Source organism: Metabacillus sp. B2-18 (genome assembly GCF_021117275.1).
Lineage (GTDB): Bacteria > Bacillota > Bacilli > Bacillales > Bacillaceae > Metabacillus.
Map to the genome: position 1 here is coordinate 2762306 of NZ_CP088245.1, position 26524 is coordinate 2788829.

The 26524-nt window shown below is 38.7% G+C and carries 14 protein-coding genes, 9 tRNA genes, 3 rRNA genes and 2 pseudogenes; 2 read left to right on the forward strand and 26 right to left on the reverse strand.

From position 1 onward, the window contains the following. Nucleotides 1-345: 345 nt before the first annotated feature. The 6 genes from LPC09_RS13890 to LPC09_RS13915 all read right to left on the reverse strand — a co-directional run bounded on the left by LPC09_RS13890 (nt 346) and on the right by LPC09_RS13915 (nt 7613). A complete protein-coding gene (locus tag LPC09_RS13890) occupies nt 346-1623 on the reverse strand; it encodes an IS110 family RNA-guided transposase (protein WP_098799709.1) in 1278 nt (425 codons plus the stop codon). A 173-nt stretch (nt 1624-1796) separates the two neighbouring features. Continuing rightward, nucleotides 1797-2675, reverse strand: a complete 879-nt coding sequence (locus tag LPC09_RS13895) for a carbohydrate ABC transporter permease (RefSeq protein WP_098799817.1) — start codon at nt 2673-2675, stop codon at nt 1797-1799. A gap of 117 nt (nt 2676-2792) precedes the next feature. After that, the gene (locus LPC09_RS13900; RefSeq protein ID WP_231307583.1) at nt 2793-3695 is read right to left on the reverse strand and encodes a carbohydrate ABC transporter permease; all 903 of its coding nucleotides are present in this window, start codon (nt 3693-3695) and stop codon (nt 2793-2795) included. Between the two features lie 78 nt (nt 3696-3773). After that, entirely contained in the window at nt 3774-5093 is a 1320-nt protein-coding gene (locus tag LPC09_RS13905) for an ABC transporter substrate-binding protein (protein ID WP_098797310.1), read from the reverse strand. A gap of 209 nt (nt 5094-5302) precedes the next feature. Beyond that, nucleotides 5303-6346: a LacI family DNA-binding transcriptional regulator gene (locus LPC09_RS13910; RefSeq protein WP_231307584.1), complete on the reverse strand. Its 1044-nt coding sequence runs from the start codon at nt 6344-6346 to the stop codon at nt 5303-5305. Between the two features lie 394 nt (nt 6347-6740). Continuing rightward, the gene (locus LPC09_RS13915; protein WP_231307585.1) at nt 6741-7613 is read right to left on the reverse strand and encodes a TetR/AcrR family transcriptional regulator; all 873 of its coding nucleotides are present in this window, start codon (nt 7611-7613) and stop codon (nt 6741-6743) included. 185 nt (nt 7614-7798) lie between these two features. Here LPC09_RS13915 and LPC09_RS13920 point away from each other — a divergent pair. Then, a pseudogene (locus tag LPC09_RS13920) lies at nt 7799-9343 on the forward strand (DHA2 family efflux MFS transporter permease subunit). Nucleotides 9344-9429: 86 nt separating this feature from the next. On the opposite strand, the pseudogene LPC09_RS13925 reads toward LPC09_RS13920, so the two are convergent. From LPC09_RS13925 to LPC09_RS14015, 20 genes and pseudogenes are all read right to left on the reverse strand, one after another. Next, a pseudogene (locus LPC09_RS13925) lies at nt 9430-13172 on the reverse strand (alpha-L-arabinofuranosidase C-terminal domain-containing protein). Nucleotides 13173-13380: 208 nt separating this feature from the next. Further along, complete coding sequence (locus tag LPC09_RS13930; protein WP_098797307.1) at nt 13381-13944, reverse strand: DUF4256 domain-containing protein; 564 nt, start codon at nt 13942-13944, stop codon at nt 13381-13383. 303 nt (nt 13945-14247) lie between these two features. Further along, nucleotides 14248-14322 (reverse strand) — tRNA-Asn (locus tag LPC09_RS13935). Between the two features lie 19 nt (nt 14323-14341). Next, a tRNA-Ile gene (locus LPC09_RS13940) sits at nt 14342-14418 on the reverse strand. Between the two features lie 6 nt (nt 14419-14424). Next, nucleotides 14425-14498: transfer RNA gene (locus LPC09_RS13945), tRNA-Gly, on the reverse strand. Between the two features lie 21 nt (nt 14499-14519). Beyond that, nucleotides 14520-14603 (reverse strand) — tRNA-Tyr (locus tag LPC09_RS13950). 8 nt (nt 14604-14611) lie between these two features. Further along, nucleotides 14612-14688 (reverse strand) — tRNA-Asp (locus tag LPC09_RS13955). Between the two features lie 146 nt (nt 14689-14834). Beyond that, nucleotides 14835-14911, reverse strand: a tRNA-Met gene (locus tag LPC09_RS13960). Nucleotides 14912-15081: 170 nt separating this feature from the next. Continuing rightward, nucleotides 15082-15174: transfer RNA gene (locus tag LPC09_RS13965), tRNA-Ser, on the reverse strand. A 105-nt stretch (nt 15175-15279) separates the two neighbouring features. Further along, nucleotides 15280-15355, reverse strand: a tRNA-Val gene (locus LPC09_RS13970). 62 nt (nt 15356-15417) lie between these two features. Further along, nucleotides 15418-15489, reverse strand: a tRNA-Glu gene (locus LPC09_RS13975). Between the two features lie 29 nt (nt 15490-15518). Next, nucleotides 15519-15634, reverse strand: a 5S ribosomal RNA gene (gene rrf / locus LPC09_RS13980). Nucleotides 15635-15710: 76 nt separating this feature from the next. Then, nucleotides 15711-18663: ribosomal RNA gene (locus LPC09_RS13985) — 23S ribosomal RNA — on the reverse strand. A 321-nt stretch (nt 18664-18984) separates the two neighbouring features. After that, nucleotides 18985-20534 (reverse strand): 16S ribosomal RNA (locus LPC09_RS13990). Together the 16S, 23S and 5S rRNA genes with 9 tRNA genes alongside form the textbook arrangement of a ribosomal RNA operon. Nucleotides 20535-20841: 307 nt before the next feature. Beyond that, a complete protein-coding gene (locus LPC09_RS13995; RefSeq protein ID WP_098799763.1) occupies nt 20842-21414 on the reverse strand; it encodes a GNAT family N-acetyltransferase in 573 nt (190 codons plus the stop codon). Nucleotides 21415-21496: 82 nt separating this feature from the next. After that, nucleotides 21497-21631 (reverse strand): hypothetical protein, encoded by a 135-nt coding sequence (locus LPC09_RS27390; RefSeq protein ID WP_255301716.1) that lies wholly within the window; start codon nt 21629-21631, stop codon nt 21497-21499. Between the two features lie 568 nt (nt 21632-22199). Further along, nucleotides 22200-23501, reverse strand: coding sequence for a DUF4179 domain-containing protein (locus LPC09_RS14000; RefSeq protein ID WP_231307586.1), 1302 nt, complete (start codon nt 23499-23501; stop codon nt 22200-22202). Further along, complete coding sequence (locus tag LPC09_RS14005) at nt 23491-24063, reverse strand: sigma-70 family RNA polymerase sigma factor (RefSeq protein WP_098799766.1); 573 nt, start codon at nt 24061-24063, stop codon at nt 23491-23493. The genes LPC09_RS14000 and LPC09_RS14005 overlap by 11 nt, the downstream gene beginning before the upstream one ends. Nucleotides 24064-24195: 132 nt before the next feature. After that, nucleotides 24196-24405 carry a hypothetical protein gene (locus LPC09_RS14010; RefSeq protein WP_098799767.1) on the reverse strand — a complete coding sequence of 70 codons (210 nt, stop codon included), beginning with the start codon at nt 24403-24405 and terminating at the stop codon, nt 24196-24198. Between the two features lie 232 nt (nt 24406-24637). Then, nucleotides 24638-25090, reverse strand: a complete 453-nt coding sequence (locus LPC09_RS14015; protein WP_098799768.1) for an NUDIX hydrolase — start codon at nt 25088-25090, stop codon at nt 24638-24640. A 311-nt stretch (nt 25091-25401) separates the two neighbouring features. Here LPC09_RS14015 and LPC09_RS14020 point away from each other — a divergent pair, with 311 nt between their 5' ends. Beyond that, the gene (locus tag LPC09_RS14020) at nt 25402-26466 is read left to right on the forward strand and encodes an aromatic acid exporter family protein (protein WP_231307587.1); all 1065 of its coding nucleotides are present in this window, start codon (nt 25402-25404) and stop codon (nt 26464-26466) included. The last annotated feature ends 58 nt before the right edge of the window (nt 26467-26524 follow it).

The following is a 26524-nucleotide window of genomic DNA, read 5'->3' on the forward strand; positions in this document are numbered from 1 at the left end:
ACCCGTTGGCGGAGTGTCAAAAAAATATTTATCGACACGCATCCTAATAAATTTTTCATATTTTGTGAAACTATTCCAATGTATGGGTACGCTACGCGGTCACTACTGGATAATGATGGTAAGTAGTGCTCTGGAATTATGCGATGCACAATGGATCTCTGCGTAGCTTATGATGACGTACCCTCCCATGTCTCTGGGCATCTATGTGCCTACATTCCTTCGTTCGGTCTAGTCATAAGGCAGAGGCTAGCGAAGCTCCTTTAGGGACTCGAGGTCGGATGGGAAAAATAGTGCCAGCTTCTCCGTGTCATCCTGTTGTCTAGGTCTATTAGGGGATGTAGAACTTTACATAGCCTCTGCGAGACTAGGAATATCCTTCATCATTCGCTGTGCGTCAAAAGCTTTGTGCTTTGTACTTATTCCATGTAAGACTTTTATTAGTTTTCCGCATAGAACCACAATAGATTGCTTCTTCCGTAACGGGTTAACCTTACGGTTAGTGTAATATTCATGCAGCTTTCGAAAGGCTTCATTATGGCGAACCATTGGCATCATCACTCGGAAAAGGAGGGCACGAAGCTTTCTTCTTCCCCGTTTGGAGATATGTTTTTGCCCTTTGTGCTGGCCGGAAGAGTTTTCACGTAAAGTTAATCCCGCAAGTTTAATGATTTGGCGTGGATCTTCATAGTGTGAAAAGCTACCGATTTCGGCCAACAAATCAACGATTGTGGTATCGCCGAGTCCTTGAACCGTTGAGAGCCATTCGTACTCTACAGACGTTTGTACAAGCGTAACTAATTGCTGTGTAATGCTTTCAATTTCTTGTTCCAACTGGTTGTAACGGCGAACGAGCGTGGCAATTTCAATACGGGCCATCTCACGTCCTTCTGTTACTCCGATGGAGTTAGAACTGACTTCAATAAGTTGTATTGCTTTTGGTCGTTGGGGAGATTTTAGCCCCTCAACCTGTCGGTAAAGCGATAAGACTTCATCTGGCTGCTTTTGAAATAGATCACTTGGAAATGGAGTACATTCAAGTACTGCCAGAGCCATTTTCCCGAATGACGGAAACACCTGAGTGAATTCTGGAAAATATCGATCTAACCAGCGAATCATCATATTTTTGACAGCACCAAATTCCTCTGTCAACTTACCTCTAAATGTTGACCCAACACGAAGTTCCGCCTCAATGTCTTTCAAAATACGTGGATAACTAAAGCGTCCATCTTTTATGAGACGAGCGATCACCAGTGCATCCTTGCGGTCATGTTTGGTTGGTAAATTGTCGTCCAACTCTTTTGAACGCTTGACGTGCAAAGGATTAGCCATTGCGAGGGGAATGCCTCGTTCATCAAGGAAATAGGCTAAATTAAGCCAGTAATGGCCAGTAGGTTCAATCCCTACGATGACTTCTGTTTTTTCGTGTTCTTTCATCGCAGTTAGAATACGATGATAAAAATGCTGGAAACCATCATTAGACTGTAATACAGAAAATGATTTTTGGAGCACTCTCCCACGATCATCTACAAAGCAGGCGAAATGTTTTCGCTTCGCAATGTCGATTCCGACAACGAGTGTTTTTTCAGTGACTTGATTTATTTTATGGTTTTGTTTAAAATCCATTATGGAGTCCTCCTTGGTTAACAAATTAGGGGTCAATTTCTGCAGATTTTGACACCCCGTATCATACCAAGAGGGCTCTTTTTTGTTCAAGTCCCCGAAAATCCTTCTAACAGGAATGCTCCTTTTTAAATCATTTATATTTACAATGGAAAAACCATTGTCGTTCACGAGTATTAATCTTCAAATCCCCATCTTTTTGATAGTTTAAAGAACGTCATTGTCATGAGTAAGGCGATAATTAGTAATATCCAGGCTTGTGCTGAAGCGTATCCCATATTGAAATACTGAAACGCATTTCGATAAAGATAGAGTGAATAGAATAACGTCGAGTTATCAGGTCCTCCATCGGTAATAATGAACGCTTCTGCGAATGATTGAAAGACGGCGATCATACCTGTTATGGAATTAAATAAAATCGCTGGTCTTAAACCTGGTAAGGTAATATGAAAAACTTTTTGAAGAACATTCGCTCCATCTATTGAAGCAGCTTCATATAAAGATTTCGGAATATCACCAAGTGCAGCCAAGTAAATTAAAATCATGTTTCCTGACATCCAAATGGCCATAATAATAAATCCTGGCTTTGCCCAGGTTGGACTTGAAAACCATCCTGGCCCATCGATTCCAACAAGGCCAAGAATCGAATTGACCACACCAGAATCTGGCTGTAATACCCAAATCCACAAAATAGCTAGAACAACAAATGGAACAAGCGTTGGAATGAAAAAGACAACTCTAAAAAATGAAATTCCTTTAATATCCTTTGTGTTTAATAGAATCGCAATAAAGATTGTCACGACAGTTGTAAGTGTTAATCCCACAAAAATCATATACATGGTGTTTCCTAGAACGGTTATAAACAAATCATCTTCAAATAGAAGCTGTTTATAATTGTTGAATCCTACAAATGATGGGTCAGAAATTAAGTTATACTCTGTCATCGAATAGTAGAGAGAACTAAACATGGGATAAGCTGTAAAACAGAGAAAACCGATAATCCATGGAGAAATGAATAGCAAACCATTTCTCATATTTCGTTTTTGTGAGTTCATAAAATAACACCTCCTGTTTTTTGATAGAGTTTACTAATTAAAATTACCTACGGTCACGGGACTGCGCTTGCCTTCGGACGTTTCCCTAGCTTTGTTCATTTAAACAGGAAACTTCCTCTACCCTTTAGACCCTGTAAATGTAATCCCTTCAATAAAATAACGTTGTAGGAAGAAAAAAATAATAATGATTGGTAGTGTCATAGCCACACCGATAGCCATGAGTAAGCCCCATCGTGGATCATTTTGTGACATAATTTGCTGAACACCTAATGATAGGGTGTAGTGGCTATTGTCACTTAAGAAAATTAACGGTCCAAGGAAATCTCGCCACGCTTCAATAAATTGAAAGATCACGACTGTTGCTAGAATCGGCTTTGATAGTGGTAAAATGACTTTCCAGAAGACGATAAACTCATTTGCGCCATCCATTTTAGCAGCTTCAGATAATTCTTTTGGTATGCCTTTGAAAAACTGTCGTAATAGGAAAATAAAGAATGCGTTTCCAAAAAAGTGTGGAACAATTAATGGATAGTAAGTGCCAATCCAACCAATTTCTTTGAATAAGAGGAATAAAGGAATCATGATAACTTGAAAAGGAAGCATCAATGTTGCTAAAACGACGATGAAAATGCCATCACGATATTTCCAATCAATTCTTGAAAAACCATAGGCAATGAGAGAATTAGAAAGAACTGCACCTATACATGTAAAAAAGACAATGATGAGTGTATTCTTTAGATATAAAAAGAATGGAAATGCGGTGAAAGCCTCAGTATAATTTGACCAATTTAGAACCTCAGGAATCCAAATGGGGGGATCGGCAAAAAGTTCCGTACTGCTTTTCAATGAGCCTGATATGAGCCAAACAAATGGTACAATAAACGCTAACGAAAATAGAATCAAAATCAAGTATACTGCTAACTTATTAAGCTTTTTATTCATTTTCCTTAGTGTGGTTGCTTGCTGTTGATTAGGGTGAACGTCACGTTGATGATTTGTTTCAGCCGCTGGAAGTGTCATAATTCAATGTCTCCCTCCTTACCGTTTTTAAAAAAGCACCGGATTTTGAGTTAGTTAGCAAAATCCGGTTGCTCTACTTTACTTTTTCTCTAAAGTTTCTTGTAATTTATCCTGTGCCTTTTGAAGAAGCTGTGCAGGATCATCATGATTATAGATCACACCATCTCGTATACTAGTTAGTTCATCACCCATCTCACTTGCTACAGATGTGAGAGCAGGATGACCTGAATCTGGGGATGCAGCAACCTTTAGAACGGTATCATATACTGGATCATTTTCCCATTCAATCGCATCTGATTTTTCTTTCCATATGGAAATGGATCGCCAAATATTAATGTTATCCGCTAAGACTTTGTCTTGGTTTCCATATAAAGCAAAGTTAATAGCGGCTTGTGGATTTTTTGCTCCTTTTGGTACAAAAAAGACGTTTGTTCCAAACACACTAGAATCTTTTCTTCCATCTGGTGGGCTAGGAATTGGTGCTACTTTATATTTGGTATCTGGAGAATAAATTTTCAACGCATTTGCAAACCAGTTTCCATTCACAGTCATGGCTACTTTTCCTTTCATGAATGGATGGTCTGGAGAAAATGCCCCACCAAATCCAGAAGTGAAAGATTTAATTTTCTCTGGATCATATTTCTTCGCATAAGTGTCCATCCATGTAAATGCCTCAACCATAGGCTGCTCATTCAATGTGACTTTTTTCGCGTCTGTGTCATACATAGTCGCACCAAACGCCCATGGCCATGTGTACGGATCTTCACCTGCATCAATCCAAGGAATAAACCCTAACGTCTCGAAACTTCCATCATCTTTTACTTTCGTCAAAGCTTCAGCAGCCTTATCAAGCTCTTCAATTGTCTGTGGTGGGTTATCAGGATCTAGTCCTGCTGCTTCAAACATGTCAACATTATAGTAGAGTAAGTTTACATTGGAATCTTGTGGAAGAATATATGTTTTTCCATCAGATGATTTCATTAAATCTTTGAATCCATCTAAAACACTATTTTCATCAAAACCTGCTTCCTTTAAATAATCATCCAGTGGTTCTAAAGCACCTTGAGCTGCTAGACTATAAGCAAGTTGATAGTCATTTCCATCTCCTAATACTAAGTCCGGTGGATTTCCTCCAGATATCGCCGATAACAGCTTTCCATTTGTTATACCGTCTGGAACATATACAGCATTCACCTTTGCTCCTTCTTCTGCTTCATATGCTGCAATTCGGTCTTTATCCCATTTTTCAGAATCTCCTCCCCACGGATACCAGTATGTAAATTCTTTGGAGTTTTCGTTAGATGTTGATGAAGAGGAAGAATCTGAACTCGAACAACCTGAAAGGACTAAAATAAAGACAAGTAACGAAATAAAACTCATTGAGACGATTTTCTTCATGACTAAACCCCCTATTTTATGAAAAAATTTCCCCCAGACATTGCAAAAGTGACATTGTTTACAAGAAAATTATGTTTCTCCAGTAAACACCCCCTTTAAAGGTTTTTGTAAACGCGCGTTTATTTTTGTGTGTAGTTACTACTTTATACAAAGATAGAGTCCTCGCTAATCAAAAAGTAAACGCATACATTTATTAGCAAGGAAGAGGATTAAAGAGTAATGCATGACTCTCTTTCAATCAACTCAGAACCCATTACCACTTTAATCCCCTCTTTATTATCTTGTTCAATTGTGGTGATCACATCTTGAGTAAGTCTTTGCATCATTCCAGTAAAATCTGCTTTAAACGTTGTTAATGGGGGATGATATAACTGACTTAACACGTGATCATCAATACCAATAATGGATACATCTGATGGTACTTGGATCTTTTTTTCGTTAAGAGCTCGAATGGCCCCGAATGCAATGCTATCATTTGCTGCAAAAAACGCAGACGGCAATTCAGGGTTTGTGTTTAAGAAATTTTTCATTGTTGTATAGCCACTTGTACTGCTGAAGTCAGATTGTAAAATCCATTCTTTTCTAATCGGTAAACCATGTTTCTTCATCGCTTTAAGATAGCCTTCATGTCGGGCTAATCCGGCGTGCCTTTTAATATCACCATTGATAATGCCTATCATCTGATGATTTAAACTAACTAAGTAGTCAACTGCTTTCATAGCACCACTTTCATTATCAAAACTATAAACAATACGATTTGGTTCATTTCGGCCTGGTAAATCTTGATCAACAATTCCGATAATAAACCCTTCTGCAATCAGTTCCTCAATGAAAGGTTCATGATTATCAGCACCCATAAAAATACCCGCATCAATTCGATTTTGATAAAAAACGGTTTTGATTCGTTCGATATTTTTGGGAGATTTGCAGTCTTGTATTATATTGGTTAATACATAATAATCTTGAGACGATGCTTCTTCTATCATACTAGTAATTAGAGTATTGCTTGTTGGATCACTCGAAACACCGCCTTTATCAATAATAAATAATCCAATATTCCTCATGTTTTTGCCTGCAAGAACTTGCGCAGACATATCTGGGAAGTAATTATATTCTTTAATAACTTTCATTACTTTTTCCTTTGTTTCTGGTGGAACACTTTTGTAATTGTTTATGACTCTACTTACAGTACTTCTGGAAACACCTGCAAGTTGAGCAATTTGTGTGCTGTTAATTTTATTGTTTCTTTTCAATGTCTTTCCCTTCTCTCGTGAACACGCGTTTATTAATTGCTTTTATTCTACCTCCATAAATCATGGGTGTCAACAAACAGTTTTAATTTTCTGAAACTTAATTTGAACGCGCTTTCAGTATCTAATTTTACAATAATAAACTTTTACTCTATATTAAAAATAAACCTCAATAAAAATCTTAGAGTAACAACGTTCTAACAGCCTTTCACTATTTTCCCCCATAATTTTTATCAAAATATATTTTATGAAAATAGTAACTTCAAACTTATTAAATTCAATTTAAGATACATGAAAAGTAATTAAAAGCAAATAAGTATTCGATTGAATGTGCATAGAGGGTATTAGGCTGTGAAATAAGATTTGAATGATTAAAAACGGGACAGTTCACCTGTCCCTATGTCCCTTTTATAAACTTTTCTAGTGTTTGGAGTTCTTCTGTTTGTGCAATTTGTTCGTTTGCTTTTATGTTATCGAGAGAGATTGCGATTAGGTGTTGTCTTGGATGTTTTGCCTCTGTTATTTCTTCTTGTATCAATTCTAGAAGCTCCGTGTATTTTTCATGGTTCTCTACAGCCTGGATTATTTTCTTCAAGTCTGAAATAGTTTGAATTAGTAATTCTTGTGAATATTTACTGTTATTTTTATCTCCTATTAGCCTTTCAACTAGTTCAGGGTTAAATAATTGCTCTTGCCTTTCAGATACTTCATCAACGATTGATTTCATTCTCTGAACACTATATCTTACAACAAAATCATAATCACGGTTTGATTCATAAGCTAATGAGTAATACCTCATGTTTTGCTGTAAAATCCCCAAAAACATAATCGCACAATCTAATAGAAAAGGTTGTTTTTCTTTCCCATATAACTCAATAAACCTCTTGTACGTCCATCGTATCGTTAGCCATTGTCCCTTTTTAATCGCTTGGTTTAATTCCTCATCCTTAATGAACGTAACTTCCTCAAGGAGTTTTAAGAGATTATTTTTTCGGTTTATTTCCATATGAAGCTTTACTTGATCTATAAAGATTTCAAGATCAGCTGGGTCTTTTCCAATTAATAAGGAGCTTCTCTCTTCTTCAATTCTTTTATAAATAGATGAAAAAATAGCAATTAATAATTCATTTTTTGAGGAAAAATAATTATAGAATGTTCCTTTAGAAATATTACTGAATTCTAAAATATCTTGTATGGATGTTGCTTGAAATCCTTTTTCAATAAATAATTGATGCGCTTTTTTAATCACTCGTATTTTTCGTTCATTCATTTTATCACCTTTTAGAAAACAAAAATAATTACATCTTTTTTATCCTATCTTAATTATTGAGATTACACAAACACAGAAAAACATAAAAACATTTTTATAGACAAAAATAGATTAGATGTAATAAGATATAGTCTATGTGAACAAACGGTTCAACTATTTATACTGATTGTATAGGAGAGGAAAGTATGGAACAAACAGGTAATAAACAACAAGAACAACGACCACCATATGGCCTATTAGCTGTATTAATGGTTGCTGCATTCATAGCGTTTTTAAATAATACACTATTGAATATTGCCCTACCATCAATTATGAACGATTTAAAGGTTGAGGCTTCAACCGTTCAATGGCTAACAACTGGATATATGCTAGTGAATGGAATTTTAATTCCAACAACAGCTTTTTTAATTTAAAAATATTCCGTGCGAAAGCTCTTTATCGCTGCGCTAGGCTTATTTTTAACTGGAACAATTTTAGCTGGAGTTGCTCATGAATTTTCAATCCTACTAATAGGAAGAATGACGCAAGCATCAGGCTCAGCAATTTTAATGCCACTATTAATGAATGTGATGCTAGTAAGCTTTCCTGTTGAAAAACGAGGAGCAGCAATGGGAGTATTCGGGCTGATACTAATGGGAGCTCCAGCAATTGGACCAACATTGTCAGGCTGGCTTGTAGAACATTATAATTGGAGAATGTTATTCCACTTTGTTACACCAATCGCAGTAATTGTGTTCTTATTAGGTATTTTCTTAATTAAAGATAAAAAGGAAACCGTAAATATTACTTTGGATTACTTTTCTGTGGTTCTCTCAAGCGTAGGATTTGGGGGGTTACTTTACGGATTTAGTTCTGCAGGAAGCAAAGGCTGGGACAGTCCATATGTTTATGGAACAATCACAGCTGGAGTGATTGGCTTAGCATGGTTTATCTTAAGACAAATTAGACAAGAAAAGCCAATGTTGAACTTTAAAATATTCAAATACCCTATGTATGCACTGTCCGTGTCTATTTCAATGGTTGTAACGATGGCCATGTTTTCTGGGATGCTTTTATTGCCTATTTATACACAAAACTTACGTGGTATCACACCATTTGATGCTGGGTTAATGTTATTGCCAGGTGCCATTATGATGGCAGTCATGTCACCTATTAACGGCAGACTTTTTGATAAATATGGTGGCCGTGTTTTAGCAATTATAGGCTTAACTATTACTGTTATAACAAGCTACTTCTTTAGTCAGCTAACACTAGAAACAACATACACAAATTTAGTCATTCTTTACACAGTTCGTATGTTCGGTATGTCTATGGTTATGATGCCGGTATCAACAAATGGTTTAAATCAATTACCTGCAAAGTATTACCCACATGGAACGGCGATGAACAACACACTTCAACAAGTCTCAGGTGCAATTGGTACCGCACTTCTTGTTACAGCCATGTCTAATCGTGCTGAAACAAGAGGTCAAGAGCTGGCTGAAGAAGCAACAAAAAATGCTAGTAGCATGACAACACAACCAACAGCTGAGCAAATTGCCCAAATGAAACAACAAATCATGATGCAATCAACATTAGACGGTATTAACTTTGCTTTCTATATTTCTGTATTTATTGCTGCACTTGCCCTTTTCTTAGCATTCTTCATTAAGAGAGCGAAGCAAGCAGATGATATTATCGAAAGCAAAGAAGCGATGAAGGCTATGCCGAAGTTGGCAGATAACAATTGATTAGAAGAGAGGATTGTTCCTCTCTTTTTTTGAACAAAAAAGAGGATAGATGCTCTTAGGTGGAACATCAAATCCTCTGATACTGTTTATATTTTATCTAATACAATGATATTAACTGAATTTGCTGCTAACGTAACAACGGTAGAGTGATCATCAATTCTAATGGTTGATTCAAATGGCACAACCTTCTCAGCGTTCTTTTTGTTAACATTTGGTGTGTGAACAAGAGATTCATCTCCTGTCACTGTTACCATTTTTCCTTCAGCCGCTACATGGATGTCCTTAAATGAAATCTTCGTTGTTTTTTCGAACGGATCAGCATTTACTAATTTAACATAAACATGTTGATCATCTTTTGTAACCGAGTTGAAAATATCTCTGTTGTAGGCTTCTAACTTGTAATCTAGCACCTTACTTGTAAACGTTCCATCTGTGTATGAGCATATAAGGCGGTCCCCTGTTTCACCGCCATATTGAACGGAAATAGTGTATGGAGTATGATCTGTCAGCTCTTCATAGCAACTTGATCGCAAATTTCCAGCTGCTGTACTTGATGAGTAGTCACCTAGCATATACCCTTGAACGCCCTCTTTATAAACTTTCACACCAGTAGCATTTCCGTTATAACCTACAGCATATTCTAGAACATTCTTTTTCTCAGGAGAAATATCTGTAAGACCTACCCCAACATAAAAACCGTCGGAACCACCAGCTTTTGTTGCATTCACTTCAACTCTATAGTCACTCCACCTTTCGTTTATGATATATAACCCGTTTAATCCACCATTTTGAGCCTGTAAAACCAGCCCTTTATCGGAGTCAATTTTATAACCAATTGATCCAGGGATGATTTCCCACTCAGCATTCAATTCTTTTGTGAAGTCCTGGTCTAGTAGTATTTTTTCACTCTTATTTTCTATCACTCTTACACTCTTAACATGAACATCAGCATTACCAGCAGCTATTTCAATACCACCACGTGGCGTGAGCTCTGTTAGATTTCCATTTTTGTAAGCTGAAAACGAAGTACAAGCAATTTATTTCCAATATATTTGGCAAACAAATGTTGAACATAGTAGTTCGGCGTGTACCAGACACTTTCAACGTCAAACCAAATCAAATCTGGTGTCCAGCGATATGTTCCATCAGTTAACACTTTGTTAAATAACGGTGCATAAGCAGCTAATCTTACCACATCTGAATTCTTTTCAAACCCTGTCATAATGGCTGCTTCAGCAATCGCTCCTGCTAATGTATTTTTATCTGTTGAAGCAAATTCTCCAACAAATACCTTCGAGGTCTCTCTCTCATCAAGACTTCCGTCCGGCTGATAAGCTCTATAATAATAATTGTATCGATCAGCATTGTTTAACAAATACTCATTAGAACGATAATAATGTTCGTCTGCTATTGTGTCCATATAGTTCGGTTGTTTTTCATACCAAGTAACTGTTTCCTCTGTTACCGTCTTACCGTCTGTAAAATTCACGGTTGCAGATCCAGATCCAGATAGATTCCCACTTAAAAACTCCCATCCTTCTTGATAAGCATCATCATCAGCTTGTGCCCCAACAGTCGAAAGAATGTGCAATTCATAACCTGGATAATGCTTGTCCATATATTCATCAATAGCCGCTTTAAAGTATTCAAAGTTCGTAAAAAACTCCGTACCCCAGTTTTCATTTCCAACACCTAAATAATGAAGATCAAACGGTGCTTCATGACCCATACTTTTACGCAAAGCCGCCCACTCATTCTCTTCAAAATCAGTACTAATTGCAAAATCAATTAAATCTGTAAAACTTTTAACAAATGTATCTCTAAGCTCTCCCCCAGCAGGATGGACATAATCCGAACGAGCCTGACAAAGTACACCACAAGCCATAACAGGTAATGGTGTTGCATTAAGGTCTTCAGCTAACTGGAAATATTCCATATACCCTAACCCCATCGTCATCATATAACCCCATACATTGAAGTTTTCTTTCCGTACCTCTATATCACCTACAGAGTCTTTCCATTCATATACATTATCCCAAATATAGGAGCCTTCAGATATACATCCTCCAGGAAAACGAAGAAATGTAGGATGTAAGTCTACTAGAGCATTCACTAAATCTTTTCTTAATCGATAATTCGGATTTCCCTTATAATTTGAATGGGCCGTAGTTGATCGTTCTTCATCTCCAGCTCCCCAAACATCTCTTGGCATTAAAGAAACCATATCGATAGAAATCTCGCCATTAAAGGTTAAAGCAAGCTGACCTAGAACGGTTTTGCTACCAGTTAAAGCAATTTTGGAATCAACACCGTATTTCTTCCAAGTGTTACCGCTTTCTATTTGGACTGTTATACTATCACTAATCCCCTCACCATCCTGATCTTGTAGCTGCAGTGTAATGGATCCTCCATTTTCAGCTTTAGCCCAAATGGTAAAATCATATAAATTCTCTTTTCTAATAAACATTGCACAATGATTGTTAGAATCAGTAAATCCTCTATTAGTTATCGTGCTACCACTCGGTACGGTTATATAATGAGAGTTCACATCTTGGCTGGTAATCCCAAAGAATTCGTTTAGACCTCCAGTATTGTAAACGATTACGTTTTCAATATCACCAAACCAAGCATGAAGTGGTTCATGGTTTCTACCCGAAGAGCAGCCACATTCACCTGAAGCATGAGAATAGGTATCGAAAACAAATGACTCAAATGAGCGATTTTGAACAAGCTCCGCATAAATACCGCCATCTGCTGCATTGTTAATATCTTCATAAAACAATCCATATAATGTTTTGCTAATATCTAAAACTTCTTGGCTTCCGTCAATGGTAAGATGGTGAGATGGAACCCCTTTAGGAAGTACTGACACAGAAAAATCTTTTTCAGTCGTGTCATCTCCTATGTTTAATATGGCTGTTAATGTCACACCTTTTGGAATGTCAACGTCTCCTACTATACCTTCATTTGATAACACAGCTTCTTCACTTGACTTCCAAGTTACAGAAACTTTCCCACCCATAAGTGATGATGGTAAAGAAACATCCTTTGTAACAACTGTGATTGGAAAAGATAAATATTTGTCCTTAGCGAGTTGAACAATTTCACGACCTGTAAGAGATTCACACATAACCTCATTTACTTCATCTTGCGTTAAACCGGCTTTATAAACGCGAAAATCTGTTAAAGAACCATTAAAATCCGGGTCGACTTCATGCTGTGAACGTCCAATAAAATTATTGCCGTAGCCTGCTGGATTTGAAAACGTTTCAAACCAGTTCCGTAATTTTTTATATGTACCACTCGAAGTTTGGCTAATAGATCCATCTGCAGCTACTTCACCATTTACGTATATAACAGGTCCGGCGCTGCTCAATGTCCCACCTTCTGTTCCTTTTACCGACATTGCAACATGTAACCATTCTCCCGAAGAGTAAGTTCTTCCCGCATCTGCCACAAGATCTCCGTCTGAAAAACACACACCGCGTAAATTTCGTGATAAGAAAAGGTACGGTCCAGATGAATTTTCACCAAAATCAAAAAGCCTCTCCCATACATTTGTACCTTTTCTTAAGTAAACCCAAGTAGAGACAGTAATTCCTGTTAAATCGTTTATATCCTTTAGAAAACCAACTGGAAGTTTCATAAAAGAAGAACCATGTTCTCCTCCTGCAAGCGTTATCGCTAATCTTCCACCTACGGATTCTATTATTGGTTTTGATGTTCCTTCTGGTGTTGCATGATTCCCAAAACCAGAGAGATCTTTTCCGATATTTTCTGCATCATTAAAACCATAATGAGTAATAAGTCTATTTTTAATTTCTGTCATGGATACTCTCCTTTGCTGAACTATTACTTTTTATTTGAAGAAAAACTTAAATAACATGTACTTACAACATTGTTAGATGATACACTAACCTTGTACTTACAACTTTATTATAATAGGTATCAAGGGAAATCCCAACATATTTTTAAAATTATTAAAAAAAGACCAGTATCTCTACTGATCTTTACTCCTCTAGAAGACTTTATAGATTTTATACTCTTAGCGACCCACGAAAACCTCTAGCAGCATAATACGAGTCTGCACCATTGTGGTACACAAACACGTGTCCGTACCGAAAATCACAAAATAGTGCTCCACCTAGTTTTCTAATATCAGCTGGTGTTTGCACCCAACTCGATGTTTTCATATCGAACTTTCCAAGCTTCTGCAACTCTCGATATTGATCTTCAGTTAATAGTTCGATTCCCATAGAAGTCGCCATATTAATAGCGCTATTTTCAGGTTTATGTTTCTTTCTAGACTCTAGCGCTTCTTGGTCATAACAAACACTTCTACGGCCTTTAGGGCTTTCTTGTGAACAATCAATAAAAATGTATTCATTCGTCTCTTCATCAAAACCAACAACATCAGGCTCACCTTCAGTTTTTTCCATTTCATTGAGTGACCATAGTTTTTCGGTATTTTCAGCCAGTTTTGCTTGAATTTTACCCCATTCAAGGCCTTTATGACGATTCATATTTTTCTCAAAACGGTCTTTTAATACTTTGAGTAACAACTCTTCACTTTGTTCTAATAACAACTCTTTTTTTGTCATGGTAGCTCCCACCTTATTATATTATTTTTAATAGTTTGATTAAATACTCTATTGCTCTAAATGAATTATTTGAAAATTTCAAGTAACTTCAGTTTACATTAATTGTTTTTATTAAGTAAATCCATTACTCAAAATCGAAAATAAAAAAGAACTAACCCAACTTGGATTAGTTCTTCGATATGTTTTTTAAAAATATGTAAAATTTAATAGAAAAAAAGACTGAAACTATTCACTCGGCTTTTTCCTATACTATTGATAGCGCTAACTCTTTAGCCACTTGAATAATCTCTCATACAATAAGAATGGCTCCGCAGGTAGGACTCGAACCTACGACCGATCGGTTAACAGCCGATAGCTCTACCACTGAGCTACTGCGGAACAAATAAAAAAGTAATAATGGTGGGCCTAAATGGACTCGAACCATCGACCTCACGCTTATCAGGCGTGCGCTCTAACCAGCTGAGCTATAGGCCCTAGTTTTGGAGCGGGTGAAGGGAATCGAACCCTCATCATCAGCTTGGAAGGCTGAGGTTTTACCACTAAACTACACCCGCGTACTTAATTCTTTACTATGATGGTGGAGGGGGGCAGATTCGAACTGCCGAACCCTAAGGAGCGGATTTACAGTCCGCCGCGTTTAGCCACTTCGCTACCCCTCCATTTTATATGGCGGTCCGGACGGGACTCGAACCCGCGACCTCCTGCGTGACAGGCAGGCATTCTAACCAACTGAACTACCGGACCAAAGTTTTTTCACGTAGTGAAAATAACTTACAATAACAAAATATACCATAATATATATATATTTGTTTTAAGTTTGGTTGCACTTAACAGCACTACTATATTGACTCGCTAAGATGATTACTCGACGTAGCATCGTCAACTGAAATTGGTTGCGGGGACAGGATTTGAACCTGCGACCTTCGGGTTATGAGCCCGACGAGCTACCAGACTGCTCCACCCCGCGATAATAAGAATATAAATAGTTTTTTCTATGGACTTATTTTATTATCTTGTACGGACCGTCCCGATTTCAGAAGGATTATTCAAGATGCTGCTCAATCGGTACGCTGAGGTGACTCAATGAAGCTTATTCACGTGCTCCACCCCGCGATGATAAAAATATAAAAAATTAAATGGAGGAGGAAGGGGGATTCGAACCCCCGCGGGTTTTGACACCCCTGTCGGTTTTCAAGACCGATCCCTTCAGCCGGACTTGGGTATTCCTCCATAATAATTAGAAATTTTAACACTCATCTAATTAAAAAGTCAATTGCTCTAAAATAAAATTAAACCTGGGTTTAGTATGTTATTTTTGTTAATACGAAAATACTATGGTGGAGGATGACGGGATCGAACCGCCGACCCCCTGCTTGTAAGGCAGGTGCTCTCCCAGCTGAGCTAATCCTCCGAATATAAGTTATGCTATTTCTGTTATGGTAAGTTATTTTCGCTGGCGCGAAAAAACTTTGATGACCCATACGGGATTCGAACCCGTGTTACCGCCGTGAAAGGGCGGTGTCTTAACCGCTTGACCAATGGGCCATATAATAAAATTAAACCTATAAAGGTTTGCCTGGCAACGTCCTACTCTCACAGGGGGAAACCCCCAACTACCATCGGCGCTGAAGAGCTTAACTTCCGTGTTCGGCATGGGAACGGGTGTGGCCTCTTCGCCATCATTACCAGACAAAATTAAGTTGAAGGATATTCCTTCAAAACTAGATAACGATACACAATTCAATTCACTAAGTTTACGCTTTAATTAGGTTAAGTCCTCGATCGATTAGTATCAGTCAGCTCCACACGTCACCGCGCTTCCACCTCTGACCTATCAACCTGATCATCTTTCAGGGATCTTACTCACTAATGTGATGGGAAATCTCATCTTGAGGGGGGCTTCATGCTTAGATGCTTTCAGCACTTATCCCTTCCGCACATAGCTACCCAGCTATGCCTTTGGCAAGACAACTGGTACACCAGCGGTGCGTCCATCCCGGTCCTCTCGTACTAAGGACAGCTCCTCTCAAATTTCCTACGCCCACGACGGATAGGGACCGAACTGTCTCACGACGTTCTGAACCCAGCTCGCGTACCGCTTTAATGGGCGAACAGCCCAACCCTTGGGACCGACTACAGCCCCAGGATGCGATGAGCCGACATCGAGGTGCCAAACCTCCCCGTCGATGTGGACTCTTGGGGGAGATAAGCCTGTTATCCCCGGGGTAGCTTTTATCCGTTGAGCGATGGCCCTTCCATGCGGAACCACCGGATCACTAAGCCCGACTTTCGTCCCTGCTCGACTTGTAGGTCTCGCAGTCAAGCTCCCTTGTGCCTTTACACTCTACGAATGATTTCCAACCATTCTGAGGGAACCTTTGGGCGCCTCCGTTACATTTTAGGAGGCGACCGCCCCAGTCAAACTGCCCACCTGACACTGTCTCCCAGCCCGATCAGGGCTGTGGGTTAGAATTTCAATACAGCCAGGGTAGTATCCCACCGACGCCTCCACCGAAGCTAGCGCTCCGGCTTCTCAGGCTCCTACCTATCCTGTACAAGCTGTACCAAAATTCAATATCAGGCTACAGTAAAGCTCCACGGGGTCTTTCCGTCCTGTCGCGGGTAACCTGCATCTTCACAGGTACTATAATTTCACCGAGTCTCTCGTTGAGACAGTGCCCAGATCGTTACGCCTTTCGTGCGGGTCGGAACTTACCCGACAAGGAATTTCGCTACCTTAGGACCGTTATAGTTACGGCCGCCGTTTACTGGGGCTTCGGTTCAAAGCTTCGCTTGCGCTAACCTCTCCCCTTAACCTTCCAGCACCGGGCAGGCGTCAGCCCCTATACTTCGCCTTGCGGCTTCGCAGAGACCTGTGTTTTTGCTAAACAGTCGCCTGGGCCTATTCACTGCGGCTTTTCCGGGCTATTCACCCTAAAAAGCACCCCTTCTCCCGAAGTTACGGGGTCATTTTGCCGAGTTCCTTAACGAGAGTTCTCTCGCTCACCTTAGGATTCTCTCCTCGCCTACCTGTGTCGGTTTGCGGTACGGGCACCTCTCACCTCGCTAGAGGCTTTTCTTGGCAGTGTGGAATCAGGAACTTCGGTACTATAGTTCCCTCGCCATCACAGCTCAGCCTTCGCGACAACGGGATTTGCCTCGTTGTCAGCCTAACTGCTTGGACGCGCATATCCAACAGCGCGCTTACCCTATCCTTCTGCGTCCCCCCATTGCTCAAATGGTGAGGAGGTGGTACAGGAATTTCAACCTGTTGGCCATCGCCTACGCCTTTCGGCCTCGGCTTAGGTCCCGACTTACCCTGAGCGGACGAGCCTTCCTCAGGAAACCTTAGGCATTCGGTGGAGGGGATTCTCACCCCTCTTTCGCTACTCATACCGGCATTCTCACTTCTAAGCGCTCCACCAGTCCTTACGGTCTGGCTTCACAGCCCTTAGAACGCTCTCCTACCACTGTTCTAAAAGAACAGTCCACAGCTTCGGTGATACGTTTAGCCCCGGTACATTTTCGGCGCAGAGTCACTCGACCAGTGAGCTATTACGCACTCTTTAAATGGTGGCTGCTTCTAAGCCAACATCCTGGTTGTCTAAGCAACTCCACATCCTTTTCCACTTAACGTATACTTTGGGACCTTAGCTGGTGGTCTGGGCTGTTTCCCTCTTGACTACGGATCTTATCACTCGCAGTCTGACTCCTGAACATAAGTCTTTGGCATTCGGAGTTTGACTGAATTCGGTAACCCGATGGGGGCCCCTAGTCCAATCAGTGCTCTACCTCCAAGACTCTCATTTCAAGGCTAGCCCTAAAGCTATTTCGGAGAGAACCAGCTATCTCCAAGTTCGATTGGAATTTCTCCGCTACCCACACCTCATCCCCGCACTTTTCAACGTGCGTGGGTTCGGGCCTCCATTCAGTGTTACCTGAACTTCACCCTGGACATGGGTAGATCACCTGGTTTCGGGTCTACGACCACGTACTTATTCGCCCTACTTAAGACTCGCTTTCGCTGCGGCTCCGTCTTATCAACTTAACCTTGCACGGGATCGTAACTCGCCGGTTCATTCTACAAAAGGCACGCCATTACCCGTGATTTTCCGCAAGGAAATATCAACAGGGCTTTGACTACTTGTAGGCACACGGTTTCAGGATCTCTTTCACTCCCCTTCCGGGGTGCTTTTCACCTTTCCCTCACGGTACTGGTTCACTATCGGTCACTAGGGAGTATTTAGCCTTGGGAGATGGTCCTCCCTGCTTCCGACGGGATTTCACGTGTCCCGCCGTACTCAGGATCCACTCTGGAGGGAACGAAGTTTCAACTACAGGGTTGTTACCTTCTTTGACGGGCCTTTCCAGACCTCTTCATTTACTCCGTTCCTTTGTAACTCCGTACATGAGTGTCCTACAACCCCAAGAGGCAAGCCTCTTGGTTTGGGCTTCTTCCGTTTCGCTCGCCGCTACTTAGGAAATCGCGTTTGCTTTCTCTTCCTCCGGGTACTTAGATGTTTCAGTTCCCCGGGTCTGCCTTTAATACCCTATGTATTCAGGTAAAAATACTACTCCATTACGAGCAGTGGGTTTCCCCATTCGGAAATCTCCGGATCAAAGCTTACTTACAGCTCCCCGAAGCATATCGGTGTTAGTACCGTCCTTCATCGGCTCCTAGTGCCAAGGCATCCACCGTGCGCCCTTAACAACTTAACCTTCGACAAACGATAAGCGTCGAATTTCTTCGTTGACTTCCCATCTTCCGGTGCTCATGTACTCTCGTACACTCCGCTCCTCATCAGGTCGTCGCCTCGAACTTCTCGCTTCTCCTTTGTCTCAAGACATAAGATCAAACTTAATATCTTGATTAACATTTATTAAGAGAATCACTAAACTAAGCGTTTAAACTCAGTGAATTACTTGAATTGTTTTCGTTATCTAGTTTTCAAGGAACATATTTGAGAGATAGTTCTCTCAAAACTAAACAAAATCAGAAACGTCTTTTTATGAAGGAGCTTGTCCTTCACTTTTCCTTAGAAAGGAGGTGATCCAGCCGCACCTTCCGATACGGCTACCTTGTTACGACTTCACCCCAATCATCTGTCCCACCTTAGGCGGCTGGCTCCTTGCGGTTACCCCACCGACTTCGGGTGTTACAAACTCTCGTGGTGTGACGGGCGGTGTGTACAAGGCCCGGGAACGTATTCACCGCGGCATGCTGATCCGCGATTACTAGCGATTCCGGCTTCATGCAGGCGAGTTGCAGCCTGCAATCCGAACTGAGAATGGTTTTATGGGATTGGCTTGACCTCGCGGTCTTGCAGCCCTTTGTACCATCCATTGTAGCACGTGTGTAGCCCAGGTCATAAGGGGCATGATGATTTGACGTCATCCTCACCTTCCTCCGGTTTGTCACCGGCAGTCACCTTAGAGTGCCCAACTTAATGCTGGCAACTAAGATCAAGGGTTGCGCTCGTTGCGGGACTTAACCCAACATCTCACGACACGAGCTGACGACAACCATGCACCACCTGTCACTTCGTCCCCCGAAGGGGAACCTTCTATCTCTAGAAGTAGCGAAGGATGTCAAGACCTGGTAAGGTTCTTCGCGTTGCTTCGAATTAAACCACATGCTCCACCGCTTGTGCGGGCCCCCGTCAATTCCTTTGAGTTTCAGTCTTGCGACCGTACTCCCCAGGCGGAGTGCTTAATGCGTTTGCTGCAGCACTAAAGGGCGGAAACCCTCTAACACTTAGCACTCATCGTTTACGGCGTGGACTACCAGGGTATCTAATCCTGTTCGCTCCCCACGCTTTCGCTCCTCAGCGTCAGTTACAGACCAGAGAGTCGCCTTCGCCACTGGTGTTCCTCCACATCTCTACGCATTTCACCGCTACACGTGGAATTCCACTCTCCTCTTCTGCACTCAAGTTCCCCAGTTTCCAATGACCCTCCACGGTTGAGCCGTGGGCTTTCACATCAGACTTAAGAAACCGCCTGCGAGCGCTTTACGCCCAATAATTCCGGACAACGCTTGCCACCTACGTATTACCGCGGCTGCTGGCACGTAGTTAGCCGTGGCTTTCTGGTTAGGTACCGTCAAGGTACCAGCAGTTACTCTGGTACTTATTCTTCCCTAACAACAGAACTTTACGACCCGAAGGCCTTCATCGTTCACGCGGCGTTGCTCCGTCAGACTTTCGTCCATTGCGGAAGATTCCCTACTGCTGCCTCCCGTAGGAGTCTGGGCCGTGTCTCAGTCCCAGTGTGGCCGATCACCCTCTCAGGTCGGCTACGCATCGTCGCCTTGGTGAGCCGTTACCTCACCAACTAGCTAATGCGCCGCGGGTCCATCTGTAAGTGACAGCCGAAGCCGTCTTTCAATTTTGAACCATGCGGTTCAAAATGTTATCCGGTATTAGCTCCGGTTTCCCGGAGTTATCCCAATCTTACAGGCAGGTTACCCACGTGTTACTCACCCGTCCGCCGCTAACCTCAGGGAGCAAGCTCCCATTGATTCGCTCGACTTGCATGTATTAGGCACGCCGCCAGCGTTCGTCCTGAGCCAGGATCAAACTCTCCAATAAAGAGTTGATAAAGCTCATAATTAAATCTTTTTAAAACGTTGACGTTTCTGTTTTGTTTAGTTTTCAAAGAACCATTTTCAACTGATAGATGATCAGCAATAGAAATTATTTTATCAAACAACTTCTCGTTTGTCAACTTCTGTGAATTTGATGTAAATGCAACATTCCGCAGAGACAAGATATATCTTATCATCTTATTTCGTAGAAGTCAACAACTTTTAAAATCTTTTTTATTATTTATTATTAGAACTTTGTCTCTTCTCTCTTAAAGGGACGAGGAATATCATAACACCTTCTTAAAGGTAAATCAATAGTTAGTTAGATAATCTTCTTTTAAAATGGAAAAAAGCTTAGTATCACGAAATTGTCCCTTGATGTATTCATTTTTTCTAAGAGTCCCTTCATACTTAAATCCTGCCTTCAACAGTACTTTTTCAGATCCAATATTATCTGTATCACACCCACCCTCAATTCGATTTAACTCAAGAGTCTCAAATCCATATTTAATGACTTCCTTAATTGCCTCAGATGCTAAACCCTGCCCCCAGTACTTTCTATTTAAAACATATCCTATTTCAGCTTTTTGATTGTCATTAGACCAATCAACAAAAGAACAAGTACCAATGACTTTATTACTTTCTTTGTGTACAAGCGCCCAATCTGCTGATTGACCCGTTTTGTAGCTATTCATCACAACACTTATAAAATTATTTAATGTCTCCTCTTTTGATTTATTTACTTCCCATGTCATATGATGGGCAACCTCTGGATCAGATGAAAACTCAAATATATCATCTAAGTCATTAAGGTTTATTTTTCTTAATAGTAGTCGATTCGTTTCAAATGATGGTAATGCTATTAATGAAGCTTCTATATTCATAACTCTTTCCTTTCATAATACAGGCTTATATCTATCATCAAATTATTCATTAAATATCCATGATCTATTTATAAGAAATTTCTCATGTACCAGATACACCATTTTGTTTCATTACTTGACCTCTTTGTTCAGCTTGCACATTCTCATCAGGTGTAGTCATTCCGGATTTCTTTTCAAAATAAATAGCGATTGCACCAAATACAATAAGTGGTAGCAAAACATATAACTAAATCATAAGAAATCAATAACCTCCATTAACTCATAGTCTTGTGCCCTTAGTAAAAAAAACTACTATGCTTGTGAGTACACCTCCAATTAATAAAATAAAGTTCATAACCATCAAACTTGCCACTCCATTTAGAGCCATAGTTTCACCAAAAACTGGGACTAATATAGGAAAACTTATAATAGAATACATGATTAATCCTATTCCTATTAATATCCTCTTCTTTCTTTTTTGTTTCGTTAAAGATAAACTCAGCACAATCATTATTAAAGATAATAGGATCAAAAAAAATACTAGCATATTTTCCCCCAGTCATATGATAAATGATACTAAGTTTTAAGTTAGATTTTTATACTATAGTAATTTTCCGCTCTTGTATTAGGTTTAAACTTTACAACAATCTCTCTTTATGATGTTTGAGTAATATATTTAGTTTACCATATATACCCTTTTACCATTAATTATTTGAATTGAAATTCTGATTACAATAAATTATTGAAAATCCCACATAAGAAAAGACAGCATAACGCTGCCTTTTTATCGTTGAGCTTGCAAGGTATTACTTAGGATCTGTTAACGGAATTTTCATATCTAATTCTTCAAATTCCTCAAAGCTTATCTTTTCCGTTACAATATATAGGTTTTCTGAGAAGTTAACATCAAATTTTGCGATATTTTCTTGATTTGGCTTATATTCAGGAAATGAAATAGGTTGAAAGTATTGTTCTTCCCCATCTTTTTCCAACTTTAAACTTAGCCAATTTCTTGCTTGCTTTAGATTTCCATCAATCGAATAATGTAACCAGACCTGCCCTTCTTTCTTTTTAATTTTTGATATAACTAGTTTATTAGTAGCATCTTGATTTAAAACAATCGGCAATGATTCATTAATTGATTTTTTTATTGAGATTGATTGGGACTCCTGTTTTGGAATATATGCTTTTAACACAAGATACTCAGGCAATTCTTTTGGAGCATGATACCATGTTGTTGTTGCATGTTTTCCAGTACCATATGAAACCCAATCTAAACTTATTCCACGGGAAGATATAGGTACAATTTCATTCCCCTTTGGATCAAGTATTTCGTATATGACAGATTTATTGTATAAAGGTGAGCTTCTATCAATTTTACCATTTTCACTTTCTTCATATCTAATTTTAATGGCGCTTTGAGAAGCAATCACTTCGTTAATTGATAATTGTAAATGATCTTTTTTGACAACACTTTTTGGCTCAAACCTTTTAATCTTTCCAGGAACTTGCTGTATAGGAATATTGAAATTCCATGTACCATTTTGCTCCTCAATCTTGTTTATATTAAAACCTAGCTCGAATTGTTCTGGAAATTCCTTGTACAATTCAATAGCGACAACGGCAGTATCTTTTTCATCACCTTCCTGGGGACTTAGAGTTAAATCCTTTCCTTTTTCACCATTAACCGTTAGTCGATAATTACCTGTAACTCTTTCAAGTTCCTCACCAGTGCTAGACTCTGCTTCATACTCTACTAATATTCGTGATCCATCATACATAACTTTTTGCAGAGTTACTTTAATGCCATTATTCTCAACTGTCTGATTTAGTTCTGTAAATAAATTTGTTTGATCAACAAATTCTATTTGTTCTTCACGACCTGTATTTTTACGTTCAGTTGGTGTTGAGCTCATGACAAGTAAAAAGATTAATGCAAATGATAATGATGAAGCAATGACAACTGGGGCGTTTATCCTTCTATTTTGTTTTATTGGCTGGTGTATGCTATTTAGCACTTTCTCTCTATCTTTCGAGGTGAATTCTAAGTCTTTTCTTACTTCCTCTTCTATAAGAATTTCCTTTAACTCAATTAATTTATTCGTCATAAAACATATCCTCCTCATTTAAGAGTGGTAGGAGTTTTTCTTTTGCCCTTCTTAACCTCGTTTTTACAGTATCTATTGGGACACCTAAAATATCAGCAGATTCCTTTAAACTTAGCTCCTGTACATAGTATAAATAAATGGAGTCTTTATATTTTGTTGGTAATTTATTTATACATTGCTGGATTTGTTTTTTCATATTTTTTCGTAAAACTATTTTTTCCGTACTATTTCTTTCTTCTATTTCTTCTCTAGGCTTCATCCCAATTGGAATCACTCTCCGAAAATATGAAGATCTTAAATAGTCTTTACATTGATTAATAGTAATCCGAAAAAGCCATGTTTTAATGGCAGACTGTCCTTTAAATGTATGTAATTTTTTATAGCATTTAATATATACATTTTGTACGATATCCTTAGCTGCCTCTGTATTGTTTGTGTAAGTATAAGCTAGTGTAGTGAGATCCGTTCCATACTGTACCATTAACTCAGTTAAGATTAGATCTAAATCGTCAGCACTAGCATACTTCAACTCCTTATTAAGCATTTCCCCATTAGATTTCACATCTCATAACCTCCTTTCCAACTATTAGACGTTTTAAAAAAGAAGAACAGGTTCATAATTTTAAATTTCTATGTTAGGCTCATATAAAATAAAAAATAGTGCTGATTCTATGTTAATCAGCACTACGTTTGTTTACCTCGATGGTTTTGGCGGTTGACATACTTCACATTTACGTTGGTTATTATTTTTAAATTTTGTAAATGTTTTTTCAAAATTGTTACCACATGAACATTTAAAAAGTAACTTTTGAGAAAAACCGTGATATTCGGTCGTTAACAGGTTACTATCAGAGTTCTTTTCAACAAATTCTTTAATTTTACCGATTGTCCAGCGTTTATTCATTACATACACCTCCATATTTTATCACTAGGCGGAGGCTTTTCTCCGTTCCATTATGAACAAGGTTATTATTCCCTTAAGTTTTTAATTATAGCATAACTGATCGATTGTACAGGATAAATAGAAAGTAGAAAACAAAGTTCATCAGTCATTGTGAAAACAAAAAGCTGGAATGCTGTCAATGAACGACTTTCCTCTCAAGTTTTCACAACGTTTGTCGTTCATAAGGATAACCCTAGATATATTTATCAAAAAGTTCAATTGAGTGTATGTTCTCACTTAATAAGTTTTGTACCATTTGATTAAATACACCCGCTTCCCGCAATTCTTCTTCTTTTAATTCAGATAGCTTATTAACTTTGAACCACTTTGCATCTACTATTTCATCCTCTTCAAGAGATAGAGCACCACCAGTAACCTCGGCAATAAAATGAAAAAGAAATACTTGATTGTTCGTACTGCTCATGAACTGATAAACACCCGTTGTACCTGTTAATTTTATCTCAAGCCCAGTTTCCTCCTTTACTTCCCTATGAGCTGCTTCAAGAATGTCTTCATTGTATTCAATACGTCCACTTGGAAAATTCCATTTATTATTTGCAGTAGGCTTGTTTTCTTTTATTAGTAACACATGCTCATTACAAAGAATTGATACACTAACCACTAATACAAATTTATTATGTAGCATTACGACCTCCTGCATCTATTTTTTTACAATCACTTGTCCAAAACTGTGTTAGCTGGTACTAAGAAATGTAAAAAGTCTCTCCATAATTGTTTCATTTACGTTAGAATTCAAAAAACAAATTAAGATCCTTCTTTCTTCTATAGAAATTGTTTTTATCCTTCTTTATTTAATAAACTCTTGATTAGTGGGCTAAATAAAAAGATAATCCTCTGTCTTTATCTTGATATCATTACAGTTTTATCTATAATGGGTAATGAAATAGTTTATATAAATTATCCTATTATCTATCGAGTATTGTTTACTTCGGGACAGTGAACCTGTCCCCCTGTCCCATTTTATTTCAGTTTGGAGGGTTTACCATTACGTTTGGTCCACGCATATTAAAAACAGGTTTAGCTGTTGCTTTATCGATATACATTTGTTCGTTGATGCATCTTGAACATGCTGTTTTTGCTGGAGTTGCGGCCATCTTAGCTATTCAGCCTTCTGTTTATCGTACTTGGAAGCAAATGGTTGATCAAATTTTGGCCAATACGATAGGAGCTACGATTTCCCTGTTTTTTATTTATTTCTTTGGAGAAAATCCAGTAATTATTGGCTTTGTTATTATCTTAGTTATCGCAATTAGTTTAAAGTTAAAGCTGCAAAGTACCATTTCCCTAACGCTAGTAACAGTCCTTGCTGTAATGAGTGCCGCTGGAAGTGAAGATCTATATTTTGCTTTAGAAAGATTTTATATTATTTTAATTGGGACATGCACAGCCATTTTAATTAACCTTCTTATTTTTCCACCAAAATATAAGAAGTCCTTTGTACAGCTTGTTGAAACAACATTTCAAAATATGTCATTGCTCATTAGAACTGCAATTTCCAATGAGTTAACAGAAACCTCATATCAGGAATATAGTAAGAATTTTAAAAAGGATATAAAAAAATTAGAAGAACTATTTCAATTGTTTGATGAAGAAAGAGTAAAGCTTGGAAGAAAATCAAATCAGCTGCAAGTAAGAGAACTTCTTGTTTTCAGGCAGTTATTTAAAACTTTGCAAGAAGGTGAACAGCTATTAGAAAATATCGAGGAACACTTTTTTCAAAGCAAAAAATCTGAAGAGGAAAGTCAGTTTTTTGATGAACAACTTGAGTACTTAATGAAGTATCATGAGTATTTACTATTAAAATATCAGGGGAAAATAAAGGAAAATCATTCGAGCTTTGAGCATGAAGCGTTAAAAGAAAGTTATGAACTTAAATTAAAATTATATATGCAAAATGCTGATCAAAATGTCCGCTTATTGATTGTCATATCTTCTATTATTGATTATTCCTTTCATTTAAGAAGATTAGATAAACTAATTAGTCAATTAAATACTCAGTAATCATGGATATACCACCTGTTTTTTTGTAAATAATAAGCAATGTTAAATAACACAGCAG